At 65.6% G+C, this 16865-nt stretch carries 15 protein-coding genes; all 15 read right to left on the minus strand.

Annotated elements, in window-relative coordinates; genetic code table 11:
* Positions 1-69: 69 nt before the first annotated feature.
* Complete coding sequence (locus A7G45_RS31800; RefSeq protein WP_260943417.1) at positions 70-381, minus strand: hypothetical protein; 312 nt, start codon at positions 379-381, stop codon at positions 70-72.
* 1475 nt (positions 382-1856) lie between these two features.
* Positions 1857-2321, minus strand: coding sequence for a hypothetical protein (locus tag A7G45_RS31805; protein WP_260943419.1), 465 nt, complete (start codon positions 2319-2321; stop codon positions 1857-1859).
* Between the two features lie 119 nt (positions 2322-2440).
* Entirely contained in the window at positions 2441-4303 is a 1863-nt protein-coding gene (locus A7G45_RS31810) for an FtsK/SpoIIIE domain-containing protein (RefSeq protein ID WP_260943421.1), read from the minus strand.
* Positions 4304-4403: 100 nt separating this feature from the next.
* On the minus strand, positions 4404-5765 hold the full coding sequence (locus tag A7G45_RS31815) for a PPE domain-containing protein (protein ID WP_260943423.1): 1362 nt from the start codon (positions 5763-5765) through the stop codon (positions 4404-4406).
* 106 nt (positions 5766-5871) lie between these two features.
* Positions 5872-6636 carry a DUF2637 domain-containing protein gene (locus tag A7G45_RS31820; protein WP_260943425.1) on the minus strand — a complete coding sequence of 255 codons (765 nt, stop codon included), beginning with the start codon at positions 6634-6636 and terminating at the stop codon, positions 5872-5874.
* Positions 6637-6849: 213 nt separating this feature from the next.
* Positions 6850-7134 carry a hypothetical protein gene (locus tag A7G45_RS31825; protein ID WP_260943427.1) on the minus strand — a complete coding sequence of 95 codons (285 nt, stop codon included), beginning with the start codon at positions 7132-7134 and terminating at the stop codon, positions 6850-6852.
* The gene (locus tag A7G45_RS31830; RefSeq protein WP_260943429.1) at positions 7131-7868 is read right to left on the minus strand and encodes a hypothetical protein; all 738 of its coding nucleotides are present in this window, start codon (positions 7866-7868) and stop codon (positions 7131-7133) included. Before A7G45_RS31830 ends, A7G45_RS31825 begins: the two co-directional genes overlap by 4 nt.
* Entirely contained in the window at positions 7865-8662 is a 798-nt protein-coding gene (locus tag A7G45_RS31835) for a DUF4326 domain-containing protein (RefSeq protein ID WP_260943431.1), read from the minus strand. The genes A7G45_RS31830 and A7G45_RS31835 overlap by 4 nt, the downstream gene beginning before the upstream one ends.
* Before the next feature lie 33 nt (positions 8663-8695).
* Positions 8696-10744, minus strand: coding sequence for a hypothetical protein (locus A7G45_RS31840; RefSeq protein WP_260943433.1), 2049 nt, complete (start codon positions 10742-10744; stop codon positions 8696-8698).
* Entirely contained in the window at positions 10741-13563 is a 2823-nt protein-coding gene (locus tag A7G45_RS32625) for an ATP-binding protein (RefSeq protein ID WP_260943435.1), read from the minus strand. Before A7G45_RS32625 ends, A7G45_RS31840 begins: the two co-directional genes overlap by 4 nt.
* 30 nt (positions 13564-13593) lie before the next feature.
* The gene (locus A7G45_RS31850) at positions 13594-13872 is read right to left on the minus strand and encodes a hypothetical protein (RefSeq protein ID WP_260943437.1); all 279 of its coding nucleotides are present in this window, start codon (positions 13870-13872) and stop codon (positions 13594-13596) included.
* A 43-nt stretch (positions 13873-13915) separates the two neighbouring features.
* Positions 13916-14881, minus strand: coding sequence for a conjugal transfer protein (locus A7G45_RS31855; RefSeq protein WP_260943439.1), 966 nt, complete (start codon positions 14879-14881; stop codon positions 13916-13918).
* Entirely contained in the window at positions 14878-15546 is a 669-nt protein-coding gene (locus tag A7G45_RS31860; protein ID WP_260943441.1) for a hypothetical protein, read from the minus strand. The genes A7G45_RS31855 and A7G45_RS31860 overlap by 4 nt, the downstream gene beginning before the upstream one ends.
* Positions 15546-16550: a hypothetical protein gene (locus A7G45_RS31865; RefSeq protein ID WP_260943443.1), complete on the minus strand. Its 1005-nt coding sequence runs from the start codon at positions 16548-16550 to the stop codon at positions 15546-15548. The genes A7G45_RS31860 and A7G45_RS31865 overlap by 1 nt, the downstream gene beginning before the upstream one ends.
* Positions 16547-16750: a hypothetical protein gene (locus A7G45_RS31870; protein WP_260943445.1), complete on the minus strand. Its 204-nt coding sequence runs from the start codon at positions 16748-16750 to the stop codon at positions 16547-16549. The genes A7G45_RS31865 and A7G45_RS31870 overlap by 4 nt, the downstream gene beginning before the upstream one ends.
* Positions 16751-16865 lie beyond the last annotated feature (115 nt).

The raw sequence follows: 16865 nt of genomic DNA on the forward strand, positions 1-16865 counted from the left end.
CCACACCGGAGTCAGTGCTGATCAGCCGCAACCGCCCATCTGGCATCGCTTCGCGGCAGCCTCGCGGCATCACCAGTCCCAGGTGGTAAGTGCTTCTGCAACCTTTTTCGGCCAGCGGATCGGCGACTCGTCCAACGGATAATGCTTCGCCCACACAGGATCATCGCCCGGATCAGCCAGATCGGCGAAACCCTCTCGGTCCAGTAGCAGATACACCGGGCGCACCTGTCCGTCCGAACAGCTGACCGCAAGGTAAGCACGTCCCTTGGCGACACTGGCGTCGATGGCGACGGCGTTTGGGTATTCCGCACGCAATGCAGCCTCGATTGAAATACGTGGCCGCGCGCCACTTTCGGTTCCCGGAATTGAATCCCAACCCATCGGTTTGCCTCCCGGTTGTTGCGGATCTAGGGATGACGTGGTGGAACTGCTTGTCGTGCCTGCTGACCGCGCCCACTCGACTGCCGGTGGCGATCTGGCGATGTACGGCGGGAGCGTTCACGTTCGGCCGTGTCGCCCAGCGATATTCGCCCAGCCGTGACCACGATCCACCCTTCGGTTTGCAGCCACAAGGACTGCTCCTGAGGGTCACCGCCGTTGAACGCCGTGGTCCCCGTGGGGTCGAGACCGTCGGCGATGTCACTCCACCGCGGATCCCCGCCGTGGGTATGCCTGTACCGCCGGACCGCTGATGCCAGGCGCCGGCCCAATTGTGCGGGTGCTCGAACTTCGTTGGCGAAGAAGCTGGGGCCGGCGCACAAACTGCGCGGCTGCCCGTTCCATGCGAGCCACCCACGTCGCCGCGCGCCGCTCATCAACGCCTGAAAATCGCGATCCCGCCGCCGATCGCGTTGTCCGCCTTCGCCGCCAGGCTGAATCCCGAACCCGACGAGGACCTGCTCAACCTCGGGGCTGCTGAACAGTTCTGTCCAGGTCGGGCCTCCCGCTGGCGAGCGGTCGAATGCGTGCACCCAGCACGCGCCGACGTGACCAAAGAGGTCAATCTCGTCCACCGACCAGGAGCGCAACGGCGCTCGATGCTGCGGGGTTGCCGCCCGCGCCGCCACGGCCCGGCATGTCGGTACTTGTCCCTTGTGCAGGAGAGCCACGATCGCGGCCGCGTCCTCAGAATCAGGATCAGCCAAGGCCAGCGGTTCGCGGTCGGGCACCGTCGGACTCAAGCCTTTCAGCAGCAAATCCCGATGCACCTCAGAGCCGGCCATCCCCGTGGCCGCTAGCCATCCGTCGACGGACAATTCCACGGCGACGACCTCCTTCGCGCGACGCCCGAATGCTACCGGCGATGCCGGCGATCAGCGGTGCGCCACGGCGCAGGCAATGCCATCCGTCGACGGACGCTGACGTCGCGGCCGGGGCGAACGCACCGGCTCACCTCCGACGGCCTACCAGACACCCAGCTGCATAGGACGCGGGTGACGAGGAACGCCGGGGCCTACTGGCCTGGCGGGCGTCCAGCCCCGGACCACATCAATGTGCCGCGAGTCGGCTGGCCACCACGGGACGTCACCGCGCAGGAGGTACCGAAGGTCGTACCAACCGATGTCGTACACCGACGTCGGCGGATCGGCGGCCAGATCGAGTCGGCTGGGTCGCCATGATCTGCCCGGACTGGTCGGTTTCGCCACACAGTTCCACGGCAGCCACACGGGGTCCTCGGCGACTTCAGCCACGATGACTGTTCGCTGGGAATCTGCTTCACGGTTCGGAACCTGCCGATCGTTCTCGTCGGTGATGACGACCGCCGCCGACGCTATTTCCCGGCAATGGAGGTAGCGCGCGGCGCTCACCGCCAGGTCGCGCGCATCCCAGCGGTCCAGTTCGGCATCACCTGCGTGCTAGACCACCGCTAGCGTTCCCCTGCCGTCTCCCGGGGTCCAGTAGTGCACGATCGGCATCCTGTCCGGGCGGGCGCACAGCGCCGGCTTCAGATAGCGGTAGATGTCGGGTACAGGCTCGGCCGCAACGAATTGCGCCCGCACCAAGCGACTGGCGCCACCCGAGCTGGTGGGCGTGGGCCAGCACAGTGGATAGGCACGCGGAATGCCGCGATGCGGTGCCCGTCGGTTGGCCCGGGAGGTCGCGCAGTAGTCAAACACCTGCGCCAATGTCCACAGGTTCGCTTTCCCACGACCAGCTACCGAGGGCGCGGGAAAACTATTCTCCCCACAGGCATAATTTTGGACGCTGCGCACCGTCACACCCAACTTGGCCGCGAAGTCCGCCATCGACACCATCGGCACATGCCATACCGATGCGGACGCTAGCGTGCGCTCCGGCTCATCAAGGTCGTCGAACTGCACTTGCGATCCCTCCACTCGAGTATCGAGTTCCGAATATCGGAAACCTTGATTGCGAAACATGTTTCACCCCAGCCTATTTCGACTTGCGCGAGGGCGGTTAACGTCAGCGGGTGGTGCATCTACCGGACCAATCGCGGTGTTCCAATCGCCTTGATGCGTTCGATCAGCTGGTCGCCGACTGTCTTCGTATCCGGCCTGTCGGCTGTGCTGTGGCTTTGGGCGGTGTAGAAGACCCGTAGCGGTGTCGCCTCGCCTTCGTCGGCCGAGGCCAGGAATGCTGCCCCGCAACTGGCTCGCGGGTCGGCGATGGTTGTGGAGCCAATCAGAGCCCGCCAGTCGTTATCCACGGCGGAGGGCAGCGCGAGCCGGAACGCCGACGATCTGATGGTGCGCTGGCCGGGCCAGATGCGGTCCAGGTGCCGTCTCAGGCTCTGCGCAGCGACGAGAAGATGCACTTTGAGCCGGTAACTTTCGGCGAGCACTGCCAGGACCGAGCCGTCCTGCTCGAACCACGGATCGTCGACTTCATCGACAACGACGAGCAGTTCGGGCTCTGCGTCCAACGCGCCGGCCTGCTCGCGCCTTTCCAGTTCCGTACGAACGACGTCGCCGAATGCGGCCCAATCCTCTGCCACGGTGATGTGCGGTAGCTGCGCCTCCTCGGTGAATGCGCTGGGCCAGCGCGCGCCCACGATCACCTGTACCTGGTCCGGGCTGTAGAGCGCGCTCAGCGCCACCAGGATGGTCCTGAGTGTTTCGGTCTTGCCTGTTCCGGTGCGACCGACGATCAGCCCCGGCAGAGCGTTGTGGCCCAGTTTGGTCACGTTCAGCAGCGCCGACCCCGAGTCGGCGACGCCGAAAGGCACGACGACATCACCGCTGCTGACCGCTGATTGAGCCCACCGGGGCTGCCAGCTGGCTACGTGGTCGATGCCCAGTGCGTGAAGAAAACTCTCCGGACTGATCGGCTCGGGCATCCGCAGCGGCGGTGGATCATCATCGGGGTCTTCGAGTATGGCGTTCTCCGAGACTGCGTGCGGTGCCGCGATCTGGATCATCCGGCCGCCAGTACGGCGCTCATACAGTTCGGCGCGCCCAGGAAGCCGCGGTCCTGGCCGCACGTTGTCGATGATCATTTCGCGGGGGCTGCCGTCGAGAACAACGACGGTCGCGCCCCCGACGTCCATGGCGTTGATCAGTTTGTTGCTGCGGCCCTTGGCATTCCAATTATCGGATGTGATGGCGGCGATGACGTGCAGGTCCAGGAGGCGGGCGCTTTGAACCGGCTCGACCAGTGGGGCGAGGATCGTGGAGAGCGAGCTGCCGGCCGTCAGTACGTGCATGTCGTCGATGACGACGAACCACTTGGGCCGAACCGGGTTCCACTCTCGAAGCTGTTCAGGCGTCAACTCGGGCGGCGGCCGGCGCTGATCGAGTAGCCAGGCGAGCTGGTCGGCGGCGACCGCGATGCGCTTGGGGTCGTACTCGTACACGGTGCGGTAGTCGTCGGTTAGTTCATCGGACAGACGGATATCCGGATCGAACACCACCACCTGCGCTTCTTCCGGGGTGTAGCGAGCCATGATCGCTGCACAGACCGCCTGGAGGAACGTGGTGCGCCCCGACCGGTTGGAGCCGGTGCAGTAGACGTGCGGGTACTGCTCCAAGTCCAGCCACACGGTGCTCATCTCGTCCTCGCCGACCCCGATCGGCAGTGCATGCCGTGGCGCGGAAGGGGGCAACGGTTCGAGGTCGGCGAATGCCACTTGGGCCGGAAGCGCCTGCCACGCCTGTCCGACACCGGCAGAGTCGGCCTCGGCCGCGTTGAGCTTTTCCAGGTCCGCGAGGCTAACCAGTGCACCTGCTGGCGTGTTTCCTTTGACGATCACGAACCGCCGGCCCGCGGCAACCTCTTTGAGCATCCAGGATGACTGCCGAGCCAGATCGGTCGCCGAAACGAGATCGCTCATGTCGATACGCATGATCCGACCCTATCGCCGCCATCGCGCCATGTCACGGGCATTACGTAATTTTTTACGTAATTTTTTACGTAATCAACCGTAGTCGTACGGGGTCGTTTGATTAGGCTGGCAGCACCGCCCCCGTAGGCGGCGACGGGTCCAGCGGGTCGATCTTCAAATCCTTGCCGGGGAGCCAGATACCCGAGTGCGGCAAGTACTCGTCCCAACCGTACTGGCCGAGGGCACCGGGAGGCAGGAACTGGGCCTTCGGGAAGTCCGATTGCGGAGCCCAGGCGCCGGAACCCTTTCCCAGCTCAACCCAAGGCACCGGGTTGCCATGCCCGTCGTACAGCGTGGCCGGCCCGGGAGCACCGGGCTTGAGGATTTGCAGGCCGGGCAGTTCGTCCTGGCGCGCCCAGTTGCCTGTGCCGTCGCCCAGCTCAACCCATCGCGGTCCGTCGGGGGTGTTGGCTGGGCCCAGGCCATTGTGTCCGCGAATGATCGGCGCGTAGTGGTGCTCGTCGCCCGGCTTGTAGTCCACGGCCTGAACACCTGGGGCGTTGCTGCCGGCGTCCGTACTGCCAGTGCCGCCCCTGGCGATGGGTGGCGCCGTTTTCAGAGACTCAGTCGCCGAGGACAGGCTGCCCTCGGCCACCTGAGTGTGGTAGTCGGTCATGGCGGTCGTTGCCTGGGTCTGCTTGTGCGCGATGTCTTGGGTACGCATCTGCACTTCCGCCGCGTTCGCGCCCTTGGTCGCGGCGAACCGCTGCATCGCGACCTGAAGGTCTTGATGGGCCTGGGCGAACTCGTGCGGCGAGGGGGTGTTGGCTTTGGCGGTGTCGAAGCCTTGCGCGACAGTGCGCGCGTGGCCTGACAGTTTCTCGGCCTGATCCCCCATCGAGTCCAGCCAGGCGGCGTGCTCGCGGGTGTTGGCGCCAGCGCGTTGGTGGCCGTCATCCCAACTGGCGTCGATGGCGTGCCCGGCGTTGATGATCGTTTCGGCCTGCCGGCGTAGCTGTTGGGCGTGGTTGGCCCATTGGTCAGCGAATTGGTGCAGGCTCGATGACCCCGGGCCACCGTAGAGCGCCTGTGAGTGAGCCTCACCCGGCAGCGGAGCCGGAGCTGTCGGAACCGACGGGATCGCCGGGACGTCCGGGTGCGGTACCGATGGAATGGTGGGCGCGCTGGTGGCCGGACCCGAGGCCGAGCTGCCGTTGAGGATCGAGGACGCATTGGCTTCGTCCTGGCCCTGCAAGGTCGAGGCGGTGCCGGCGACGGCGAGCCCACCCACTTCCCGTAGCGCACTGCCGTGGTTGAGCAGGGTGGCCAGCGCGGTGGAGGCCGCGTTGATCTGTGCGGCAGCTGAAACCGAGGTGAGGTCGAGTCCGGGTGGTTCGGCAACCGCCGGGGTGTGCAGTCCCGCGCTGCCCGACAGTTGTCCGGCCGCGGCGGTCAGACCCGTGGCGTCGAGAATGATCGTCATCGGTGTAGCTCCACATCACTGGTCGGCAAAACGGATGGGGCCACGACAACCCCCTGCCTCCGATGATAGTGGCGTCTGCGGGGGGTGTCGGACCCCAATTTTCTGGTCAGGATGCGACGGCGATCGGTTCGTCTCGCAGGACAGCCGCGCTTGCGTCGATGATCTTTCCGACCGTGTGGTGTCCGATGCTCAGCCGTCGGCCGATATCACGGTTCGCCATGTTCAAGTCGTAGCTCATCCGCAGCACTTCTGAAACATCTTCCGCAGCAACGTCTTTGACATTGACGACCGACAGCACTTTGCCCGCAAGGTCGGCGTATTTGACCCCGCCGGCCTGGTTGCCGGGGGCGGTCAACGCCGGGGCGTGAGCGGGTTCATCGACCGAGGCAACTGCGCTCGTATCGGGTCGCGTGGTGAGCGCGTTAGTCTCCGCTGCGGCCCGTTCGGCAACGACGGATGTCGCTGGTGCGGGCGCGTTGTTGGGCTGCTTTGCGGTGCCGCGGTGCCATTTCATGCTGAGCAAGATGGTGAACCCGTGAATGGTGAGTGCGCCGAAGATCGGCGCTACCCACCCGACTACCGCGCGCCAGATGAGCGGCAATTCCTGGTTTGGCGGCAGGATCGCGTGCAGGTCGTTGGCGATGATGCTGATGAGCAGGCCGCCGGCCAGTACCCCCCAAAAGAAGCGCTTCTCGCGCTTGCTGCCGACGACGACGCCGAGGGTGGCCAGCACGGTGGCGCCGTCCAGCGCGCCTGGCCACAGCCAGGCTTGGTCGGGTGGCACGTGCGCGCGGGTGGCGATGTCCTTGAGGGTGCTGAAGCTAAGCCGAATCGCGGCGTAGCCGACGCCGATCGCCAGCAGGGCGGCCACCACCCGGATGAGGTTGATCGCCCACGGGGTCAGGGGCATGCGGTCGTCGGTGGACATGCGGGTTGGTCCCTTCCAGAGCGGGTGTGTGATCGGTGGTGGCCGCCCGGGCTACGGCCGACCACCACCGTCGCCGGTGTAGTCATGTGATGCGGCCGCATCATCGGGGCCGGTGTGGATCCAATACACACGTTTGCGGCCGTCACGGACGGTGCGTCAGATCAGCCCTTGGGCTTCCAGCGCCCGCAGATGGCGGTAAATTCCGGTGTATCCGTGGGTGGCTCGTCGATATTCGACGAGATGCCAACTGCGGTGGCATTCAAGCACTTTCAACCCCGGGCCGAGAGTGCTGCGGTGACATAGCTGTGCACAGGAATCGTTGCTGCGCTCCACTTTCCCGGGCATCCGGGCGGCCAATTCAGCGGTCGCCACTGCGACCGGGCTAGCGCGAAGTTCAGCAATCAGCTTGTCCCGCAGCAGCAGTGTGTCGGCTGTGGTCATCGCTGCGCAGTCACTGAGACACCGCCCGGCTGGTCAATGTACCGTCGTCTGCCGGCATTGCGGCGCCGCCGATACAGCTTGGACGGCCGTGGGATCAGCAGTGCAAGGCCTTGTGCCACAGAGCCATTTCTGCCGCAGATCGATTTCAGGAAAGCGCCAAGGTTGTCGGCATCCTCAGGCACCAGCGCCGCGGCCGCGATAGCCAGCGATTGCAGCTCGTAGCGGGGCATGTCCTGAAGGCGCCGCCACACATCGTGTGCACTCTCACCCCCGTGAACAGCCTCGATCAGACTCATCGCACGCTCATAGTCCTTGGCGCACTGGTCAATCCGGCGCGCTTGCGAGCTGTACACCACGGGCAGCTCGCTCTCGCGCAGGTGATAGCGGATTTCGTCGGCAGCTTCAGACTCGCCATCTTCGAGCAGCAGCGCCGCCCGGATGATGGCCTCATCGGTCCACCGGTCGTGACGCCACCCGTCGGACAGGAATTCCTCACGTCGGAGCCGCAGGAGGGTGTGCAGTGGACCGCAGTCGATGCCGAAAAACTCGGCGACCTCGCCCAGTGAGGGACGTGCGCGGCGCAGTGCCTCTGTCCGGCCGGTGACCAGCTCATCGAGCACATCGATCCGGGTGACAAGTTTGTCTCGGCGCTTCCGTGCCCGTTGCTGAGCCACCCGCTCAGCATTCATCCGCAGCTCGGCGTCGGTGTAGTAGTCATCGAACAGGGCGGTCATCGGTGGGCGCCTTTCTGGGTTGTGGTGGTGTTCAGGAGTCGGCGGCGGATCAGAACTGACCAGGAGGTGGGGCGAAGGCCATGGAAGCCACGCCCCCAGGTGCGGCTGGCCAGCCGCTGCGGATGCGTGAAAACCCAGTGATAAACCGGGACGTCGTCGCGGACATGGGGTTGTCCCCACGGTCGGCAGCAGCCGCGTGAGCGATGCACGTCGACCAACATCGCCGCGCCGAGCCAGCCCTGCTGATCGACGTGCCAGTCGGTGTCCAGCCCGGCGCGGCGGGCCGCCGCCACGCCGGCGTTGTCGATGCGGGTGCCGCCGTAGATCAGTACCGGGCCGCGGTAGTCGGTGGACCAGGTGCGGTTTTCAATCGTCTTGCCGCCCAATGTTTCCGGAACAAGCAGCAGCGATGCCCACGGCCGACGCAACGTCAGTCCCATGGCGCGGCCTTCGGCGGCAAACGCATCGCGTGGTGGGTTGGCGATGTCCAGCAGCACGTTCCGGTGGCAGGTGCTATCGCCCAGGGCGCAGGTGCAGGACAGGTCATGACCGCCCAGCTGGCGGGTCGCCCCGATCTGGCTCGGTTGAGCGGCCAGCCAGACCGCGTACTGGAGCAGCGCCGCGCGGCGCTGCTCATCGTTTCGGGCGTCGGCTTCGAAGGGGTTGGCGAAATCGGTTCCAGAGTCCACCGATACCGCGCCGGAGGCGGCGGGGTGGTCGGGCCGGTGCATGCGTGGCTGCGGTCCAATATCGGTGTTCATCGGCGCCCAGTGGCCGGTTAGTGCCGTTGTCATGGGCCGTTCCTCTCTGTCCTGGCGATGCGCCGATTACTGGCGCTGGTCGGGTCGTGGGGTGTTGCGCCCGGGCGGCGCCGGTGGCGGTGTATCCGCTGCCGGTGGCTGGGGCTTGCTGGTCGCGCTGCCGTTGTGCCCGAACCCGGTGTGCGGCTCGCTGGAGCGGCTCGGGGCGGGTGCTGCGGCCTGATTTCCCGCCGCGCGACCCGGTGCCGCACCGTGCGATCCGCTGCTGTGCCCGTTGCCGTGGTGGAGGCGATGAGCCACTGCGGCGGCGGCTTTGGCTGGGACGGCGACCTCCGGAGCGACAGCGGTCGCCCCGGCCCACGCGGCATCCTTGGCCGCTGTACGTCCAGCCTGAGTAACGGCCGACCGGGCTCGGGAACCGCTTGACGGCGCCGGCGCGACCCCGTCTCCGGTGGGAGGCCTCGGCGACCGGGGCGCCGAGGGGGGCGCGGTCGGGCTGTTGCCGCCGGGCCGGTTCGGACCCGCGCCGCTGGCCGATGTGCCCCTTCCTGGCCCGGTGGTGGGTGGATGGGCTTTGCGCCCTGGCGCTTTCGGACCGGTGCCGTCAGCGTCGTCCTCGCCCTTGCCCTTGCGTGCTTGGGCGCGCTGTTGACGCAGTTCCTGGAGCCGTCCCCCGGTGCTTTTGAGAACACGCCCGGCGTAGTCGACTTCGTTGACTGTGCGTGCGGCCCCGGTGACCGTCCGGAAGGTGCCTTTGACCGCGCGGATGGGGCCGGGGATGCCGCGATCACCGAACATCTTGAGCAACGCGAATCGGAAGGCAAACGCGCCCGCGACGGCGATGAGTGTCATCACCAGCACCTTGGCCAGCGGGTCGGTCATGCCGATCGTGCCCGGCAGGGTGCCGCGAGTCACGCCGGCCATGATGAGCACCAGAATTCCCAGACCGGCTGTACCGGCGATCATTTCGGCGCCGTGAAGCAGCATGCGGGCGGCGGCCTTCTTAGCGGCTTGGCGCGGCGGGCCGGGGAAGGTGGCCATCGCGGCGGCTGGTACCAGGATCAGGACGTTCCAGAACGCTTTGAACCCGACCCGGAAGGCCTCCATGCCCATGTAGTCGACGGCCAGCAGGATGACGCAGATTCCCAGGTTGCAGCAGAAGAACAGACCCACGGTAAGGAAGTCCAGGTGCAGCGCGTGATCGTAAGCCTGTGGCGCACACGCTTTGATGTAGGTCGCGGGGGCGTCGCCGATGCCGCTGAGCAGTCCGGCGTTGTACATGTCGGCGCAGTGGGGGATGTCGTCGATCACTTGGCCGAAGGTCAGCAGTTGGATGATGTCGCGCACCAGGACGTCGACGAGCCAGGAGCAGAGGGTGTCCAGCTGTTTGCTGGTGTCGCCGGCGGAGATAGGTCCGTTGTTGACCACACCCTGGGCGATCGAATAGCCAAGGGAACGGCCCATGCCTAAAACTCCGTTGTCGCTGACCAATTCGCCGACAGGATCGCGCAGCAGCACCCAGAACAGGATGAGGGCCACAAACCCGCTGACGATGATGCCGATGCCCGTCGCGTATCCCGTTGTCAGGCAGACGAATCCGCCAACAATGATGCATACGATGATGCCGCCTTCAAGCAGGTGGGTCTTGGCGACGATCATCTTGAGGGTGTCGACGATCGGTGCGGCGATGGCGGCTAGCCAACCCAGCCAGACCACCCCCAGAGCGAACTTGATGATCCAGATGCCTACCGAGCAAATGAAAATCAGGAACGCGGTCTCGGCGGCGAGCGCTTCGTTGAGTTGGGCGTAGGTCCCCGCGGTCGCCAGCGACGACATGATTGCCGGCCCCCAGGTATCCGGTGAGACCCCGAATTGCGGCCCGTTGTTGCCGATCATTGCCGTCAGCGGCACGACAGCCACGAAGTGGGCGCCAATCGGTACGCCGTAGCTGTCATGCAGGCCGGTGAAACCCCATGCCGCGGAAAGGGTATCGGCGGTCGCGCGCGGTGCGAAGTAGACGGCGGTGATCGAGAAGGCCCAAATTGCCTGGAACATGAACCACACGCGCCGGGCTCGCGGCCGTGTGTACATCCATGCTGCGATGACGTCGCTCATGCCGCCCACCCCTCGTCGTGCATATCCCGGGTGTCGAACGCCTCCACCAACTCCTGCTGCACCGGTTCGAGCATGTCGACCAGGCCCACGCGACCTAGGTCGTCGAACAGGTACGCCAGCCCTCGCCCCGGCTGGACACGGGTGTCGAGCACCTCCGGGTACTCGTCAGGATTAATACCCAAGCGCCGGAACGAATCCCGCGCGTACTCGCGATCGGTCGGCTTGAACGGGGTGATCACCCGCATGGGCAGGTTTTGTATGCCGATGCCCTCGAAATGCTCGACATACTGGGAAATCGCCAACAGGCCATACTTCTCTCTGCGGCCCTGCAAACCCATGCGCTCAGCGTCTTTGCGTCCAACGGGTGAGGCGAAATACTCCCGCGCTTCCTCGGCCACCAGGAACCCGAACGCGTCCGGACGGCGGGTGCGCGGATCGGTGTAGGTCAGCCGGGTCAGCGAGGCGATCATGCCGTAGATCGCCAAACCCGCCCGGGCACGCGGCGACTGCCGCCGGTAGAGGTGCACGTCCTCGGTCTCCGAGGTCGACGGCAGCTCCAGCCCACCGACTGTCCAGATCACCGCATCCTTTTCTGCCAGCGGCGGTGCGGGCAACGACTCGTCGAACATGGCCCGCAGGTAGTCCTTCTCGGAGAAATAGATCAGGCTGTCGGCCAATTCCTCAAACTCGGCGTATTCCTTGCGCTCTAGCCCCTTGAACCAACGGACCAGTTCGCCAAGGGATGTCGCGACCCGGTCGTCGGGGCGCAACAGCCGCGCGAACTGTCGTGCCGGCGCCGACACCGCGTCCATGCCCATCATCGGCAGCAGGTGATCGAGAGTGTGCTCGACGGCATTGCTGCCTGGGAAAACCTTGAGGCCGTCGAGGGACCAGCGTCCTGCGGCGGGGTCGATCAACACGACACGGTCGCCGTGGTGTTTAAGGGCGGGCACCCATTCGCGCATGGTGCCGGGGTCCATGATCGATGCCTGGTGTCCCCGCTTGAGAAGACCGTCCACAACCCGCTTGCAGGACTGCGACTTTCCGCCGCCGGGCGCGCCAAACCACAACATTCCCGGCGCGCCGCGCCGCTCCTTCATGCCCTCAAAGTCCAGCAGCACGGGTTTTGTTCGGCGGGTGGCGAGATTCTTGGCGAACAGAATTCCCGTCTCGTGCCCGAGCACCGTAGACACCAGCGGCGCGTAGCGCGCCCACTGACGGGTGGTGGTCGGCTGGGAGAACTGCGAGTGCGGTGCGCGCCCTTCGCTGCCCGGGTGGCCGACCTCCCACAGCGAGGTCTGCGCACCGCCGCGCGCGGCGAGCACCGTGTCGAGTTCTTCGGCAAAGTGCGTCGTGAGCTGCTGCACGGCATCGGACCGCGCTGCTTCGTTTGCAGCGCCGATCGCCAGCACCGTGGTCGAATGCGTGGCCCGTTCCAGCGAGCTCGAGTTCAACTCCCGCTCGTAGTCTTCCCCAGCGGCATAGCGGTCGGCCAGGTCGGCGTCGCGCGAGCCTGAGGTCTGGAACGATTGGTCGTTGAGGTTGCGCTGCGCGCGTTCGACCCGGTTGAGTTCCTTCTCTCGCGCCGTCGTGCTTACATACTGGTACCAGTCGCAATCGACGTCATCGCCGAAATGCACGTCGTAGGCGGACTGCAGAATCTCCGCGCCCGGAAAGCGCAGCCCGCCCCGGGGCAATTCGGAGACCGGCAGCAGGGTTTGATAGCTGGCGCCGGCCGGGCCACGCAGCACGACAACGGGTTTGCGCGATGGCCACAACCGTCGCCACCGCGACCGATGGGCTTTTCGGGCCTGCTGGTCGCCCTCGTCGAATTCGATCGGCAGCATCCACGAGAAGTCGGCGGCAGAAAGGCGTCGGGGACCACCGGTGCCGTGCGGGAAGGGCCGAGACACCACGCCTCTGGTCCAGTGCCGCTCGTAGAGCCACTGGATTTGGTGCGGCGTCGCAGGACGCGCCTCGAACTGTCCGGGAATCTTGCTCAGCAGTTCGTCGATGACCTCTTGGAAGTCTTCCAACGTGTCGGGAGCGTCGTGGTCACGCCCGGCGATTGTGCTGGCGAATTTCGCGACCATGCCGGCACCACTGCGTCCTGCCATACCGGCATCGACCGGTATCCGGACACCGAAAACATCTTCGTAGAAGGGGTTTTCTCGCACGTAGGGTTCCCACTCGCGGACTTCGCGCACCCAGCGCGGCTGGTGCTCGCGGCCTTTGAGCATCCGCTGTAGGACCAGCGACGGGTCCAACTGAGGCGACATCCCCCAGAACACCATGCCTGAGGGCAGCTGGCGCACCAGCGGACGATGATCATTGGCCAGTTTGCGGCGCTGCTCGAACGGCTCCATCCCGCTGGCCTGGCCGGAGACGATAAAGTCCGCGTACACACCACCTTTGGTGAACACGAGATTGTCGATCACCGCTTTCGGTGGCGACTTCCACGGGTCGCGCTTGCCGGTGACGTCGGCGCGGCTGCGGGTACCGATCAAACTGTTGAGCAGCCACAACATCCGGTACTCCGGGGTGGGCCGGCTGATCGGGATTTGCCGCGCCAGGAACACCAGGAAGGCCGTCAGGACGAGGCCGACGATGAAGATTGAGCGGGCGTGCCCGGAGTCGAACCAATGATAGGTCGCCCAGAACGTGCCGCCACCGACGAGGACGACGGCAGCACCGTCATATCTTCCCCACGGCCCCAACAGAAGTCGGGTGTGCTCATCCAGATAGCCCAAACGGATTGGGAAGTCCGTCACACCGCCAAAAGAACGCGCGGTGCCGTCGTCGTCGTAGTCGCCAGTCACGTGCAAATCCCCCTCAAGAATTGGGTGTTACTACCCGCCGTAATTGCCGCTCATGATGTGGCCGCCGTGCTTGTCCACGGTCTGCTCAACGGAGTTGACCAGGCCGACCGCACCCAGCGCGCATGCAGCCAGCGCGATGCCGCCAATCAATTTCCCTGCCGCGTGCCCAAATCCCTTGTTGTAGCCGACGATCGCGCCGATGATCCCGGCCATCGTCAAGCCGATCGATCCGGGGACGCGGAAGCCGTCCCACAGCGAGACGACGCCCTGGAAAATGTCTCCCGCCGCCAATGTGTTGGTAACGCTCATGTTCTTTGTGCTCCTTCGGTCGTGAAAAGCGAACTGCCGGTGGTCAGTTCGTGGACTGTTGGTTGCCGGCCGGGACCGGCACGATGTCGTCGTCGCTCGACAGCAGCGGTGCGCGGTTGATACCGGCGACCGACCAATGCCCGCCCACTCCGCGCAAGGTCAGCGGGTAGCTCATTGAGACGTTCGCGTATTGCGAGGACACGGCAGTGACCGCCGCGAGCACCTGGGCGATTTGGCCATCGGCGGGCTGCGCAGGCACAGCTGCCGCTGCGGTGACGGCGGTGACTAGCGGTAGGTCGTTACCGTTTTTGTCTTTGAGCGCCAGGTACTGTCCGCCCAGACCGGTGAGCATGGAGTCCGCCGTGACGAACCGCTCGACGCCGCCCGCGGTGGTCAGATACGCGGTGATGAAGCCGGAGGTCACCTGGTAGGCAGGGTCCGACGGAGTGAGCGTCGTCGGGTAGGTCTGGGCCAGGTCCGCGCCCGGCCCCGGCCCCTCCACTCGGTACGGCAGCCCTGTGGCACGGGGACCGAACTTCGACCACAACACCGCCACGCGGTACATCGCTCGAATCGGTGCGGCAGCATCATAGGGCCGCTGATTGATCCCGACGACAACCGAATACACCTCGGCGGCATCATCTTTGCCGGCGGTCCCCTCGGCGGTCACCGCAACCACCGTCGGGGAACCGATTACCAACGCTGGGGTGGTCGGCAGACGCAGATCACCCGGATTGACCGACACGAATTGGGTGAGCGCCTTACCGGTCGAGCTGGTAGCGGTCAGCCACGTCGTCACATAGTCCTCAGCGAACGAACTGACCACCGCCGACTTGTTCACAATGGTCCGCGCGGGCGTGACAACATCAGTGGGGTGACCAAACGCGACGTGCCACAACGTGTTTAGTCCGCTGATCGCGGCCAGGACGATGAGGGCGATAGCGCCGTAGCGGCGCAGCGCCGACGACGACGCTCCCACCCGGCCTTCCCATGTCTTGTTGAGCTTCATGCCCGCGCTCCCGCCACGCCGCCGACGGCCTCGCGCATGACCAGCGCAACGCTGTCGCGCTGGCGGGCGTCGGAGTCGACCCATCGGTCGAGGTGGGGTTGCAGCCTTTCGTCGATATCGGCGACGGCATCGGCGGCCGCGTGCCACCCGGCGGCGCCGTCGGTGCTCAACCGTTCGACCGTCTCGCGCACCCACGGCATGCCTTCACCGTTTCCGCGCGTGGATGCCGCGTACACGATCGCGGTCAGCGGCGCCGCTGCCATCACACGCCAGATCGCGTCAGCGGGTCCGTGTCCGCTCAGGGTGAGGATGTCTTCGGCGTAATCAGTGGCGCGGCTGAGCGATTCGAAGCGCAGTTCACGGCTCGCCGCGCGCATCCGGTGCTGCATCGCGGCCGCGTTGACATGCCACGCGCCGAGCAATACGGCCACGGTCCACAGCGCGACCCAGGGCAACGTCCCCAAGGTGGCGGCCGTCATGTTCGCGGGAAACATCAGATCTGGTCCCGCGCCTGCGACGACGATCGCCCCGAAGATGCCTGCGCACAAGGTCAGGGTGCGACCGGTGGTTTGCAGTGCGGTTTGGTCGTTCATCCATCCGGGGATGTTGCGGTCCCGTCGAATGAGGTGCGGAAGCTGATCGTGGATGTCATATTGATTCGTCATCAAATCGCCTCGTGTCCAAGAATTTTCAGTGTGCTGATGGCGAACGTGGCATCGACAGGGTCGCTGCCGTCGCTGCCCTGACCGCCCAGCGGGGCGACGTTCGGCGGCGGGATCGGCGCACCGTTCGGCGCTGATTCGCTGAACACACCGGCCAGGCCACCACCGGAGCGGGGTGCTGTCGTGGGTGCGGCGGCAGGGTCGGCCGGGGGGCGCTCGGTCCAGCGGATCAACATCCGAATCTTGGAGACCAAAAGGCACTTGAGGGGCTGCACCGCTTCGCCGTGAACATCCTTGGTGTCCTGCGTTACCGGCGTGATCGCGGGGTTGTCGGGAAAGCTGTACTGCACCAACCGCACAACCCGGTGCTGCGACCATTGAGCAACGCCACTGGCATCTAGTCCAACCCAACCTGGGGTCAATGAGACGGCGCAGACCATGTACGTGCGGCCCAAGTCGATATCGATCGTCTGGCCGTCACCGCCGCCGCGCACACACACAAAGGCGTTGTGTGGATCGGCACCGGACATGGTCTGCGCAGGCGTAGACCCTTCGGCGCAGGACCCTTTCGCGTCGGCGGTGTAAGGCAGCGAGCGGTCCACGCCAGCACTGGTGGCACTGGCCGTCGTCGTTGGGGAGGGTTTGGCGACCGCTACCGCCTGAGGCTCACTCAGCGACCCGCCACTGCTCGGCGCGGGCTTGCCGTCATGGGAATACATGATCACCGAGCCCGCAAGAGCAGCCACGACTCCCGCGGCGACCAGCCCACCGAACCCCCACAGCAGCTTGTGATCAAACCGCTCTTTGGGTTGCTGGCTGTCCTGCCCGGCGTCCAGGTCCACTGGCCCTGTCGGCGGCTCATCGTCGTCGTCAGCCATGAGTGCTGCGACATCGATATCGCCGAAGGCTTCGTCTTCGGCGATATCGTCGCCGTCCTGGGCGCCTCGGCCGTATTGCTGCAGGCCGCGTCCCCAGTCCTCGTCCGATAGTGCCTCTGAGGTGGTCATGACGCGGCCCGGTGACTGATCACACGCATCGCCGACGCGCTTGGTTGCCGGCGCTGGACCAGGACGGGCACAACATCGACCACCACGGCCGACGGCGCGACGACCGGCGCCGGACCCACCCACATCGACGGCCACGCCGCCACCGCGCTGGGTACCTGGTGAACACCGCCGGTGGACAGTTGAGTGTTCCGGTACTGCATGTTTTCGCACCCCTGCCACGCCGGATTCGAAGTGCACATCGCCGGCGTGGCGGGCGGCTTCGGGCTCCCACCGCCACTGCATGCCAGCACCAGAAAAACGACGAATACCAGCGCA

Source organism: Mycolicibacterium llatzerense (assembly GCF_025331195.1).
GTDB classification, from domain to species: Bacteria; Actinomycetota; Actinomycetes; order Mycobacteriales; family Mycobacteriaceae; genus Mycobacterium; species Mycobacterium llatzerense.

Excerpts from the sequence above, each read along its gene's own strand:
- A7G45_RS31815 (WP_260943423.1), bottom strand. The coding sequence starts at position 5,765 with ATGACGATCATTCTCGACGCCACGGGTCTGACCGCCGCGGCCGGACAA.
- A7G45_RS31800 (WP_260943417.1), bottom strand. The coding sequence starts at position 381 with ATGGGTTGGGATTCAATTCCGGGAACCGAAAGTGGCGCGCGGCCACGT.
- A7G45_RS31850 (WP_260943437.1), bottom strand. The coding sequence starts at position 13,872 with ATGAGCGTTACCAACACATTGGCGGCGGGAGACATTTTCCAGGGCGTC.
- A7G45_RS31840 (WP_260943433.1), bottom strand. The coding sequence starts at position 10,744 with ATGAGCGACGTCATCGCAGCATGGATGTACACACGGCCGCGAGCCCGG.
- A7G45_RS31810 (WP_260943421.1), bottom strand. The coding sequence starts at position 4,303 with ATGCGTATCGACATGAGCGATCTCGTTTCGGCGACCGATCTGGCTCGG.
- A7G45_RS31870 (WP_260943445.1), bottom strand. The coding sequence starts at position 16,750 with ATGCAGTACCGGAACACTCAACTGTCCACCGGCGGTGTTCACCAGGTA.
- A7G45_RS31835 (WP_260943431.1), bottom strand. The coding sequence starts at position 8,662 with ATGACAACGGCACTAACCGGCCACTGGGCGCCGATGAACACCGATATT.
- A7G45_RS31860 (WP_260943441.1), bottom strand. The coding sequence starts at position 15,546 with ATGACGAATCAATATGACATCCACGATCAGCTTCCGCACCTCATTCGA.
- A7G45_RS31865 (WP_260943443.1), bottom strand. The coding sequence starts at position 16,550 with ATGACCACCTCAGAGGCACTATCGGACGAGGACTGGGGACGCGGCCTG.
- A7G45_RS31830 (WP_260943429.1), bottom strand. The coding sequence starts at position 7,868 with ATGACCGCCCTGTTCGATGACTACTACACCGACGCCGAGCTGCGGATG.
- A7G45_RS31825 (WP_260943427.1), bottom strand. The coding sequence starts at position 7,134 with ATGACCACAGCCGACACACTGCTGCTGCGGGACAAGCTGATTGCTGAA.
- A7G45_RS31855 (WP_260943439.1), bottom strand. The coding sequence starts at position 14,881 with ATGAAGCTCAACAAGACATGGGAAGGCCGGGTGGGAGCGTCGTCGTCG.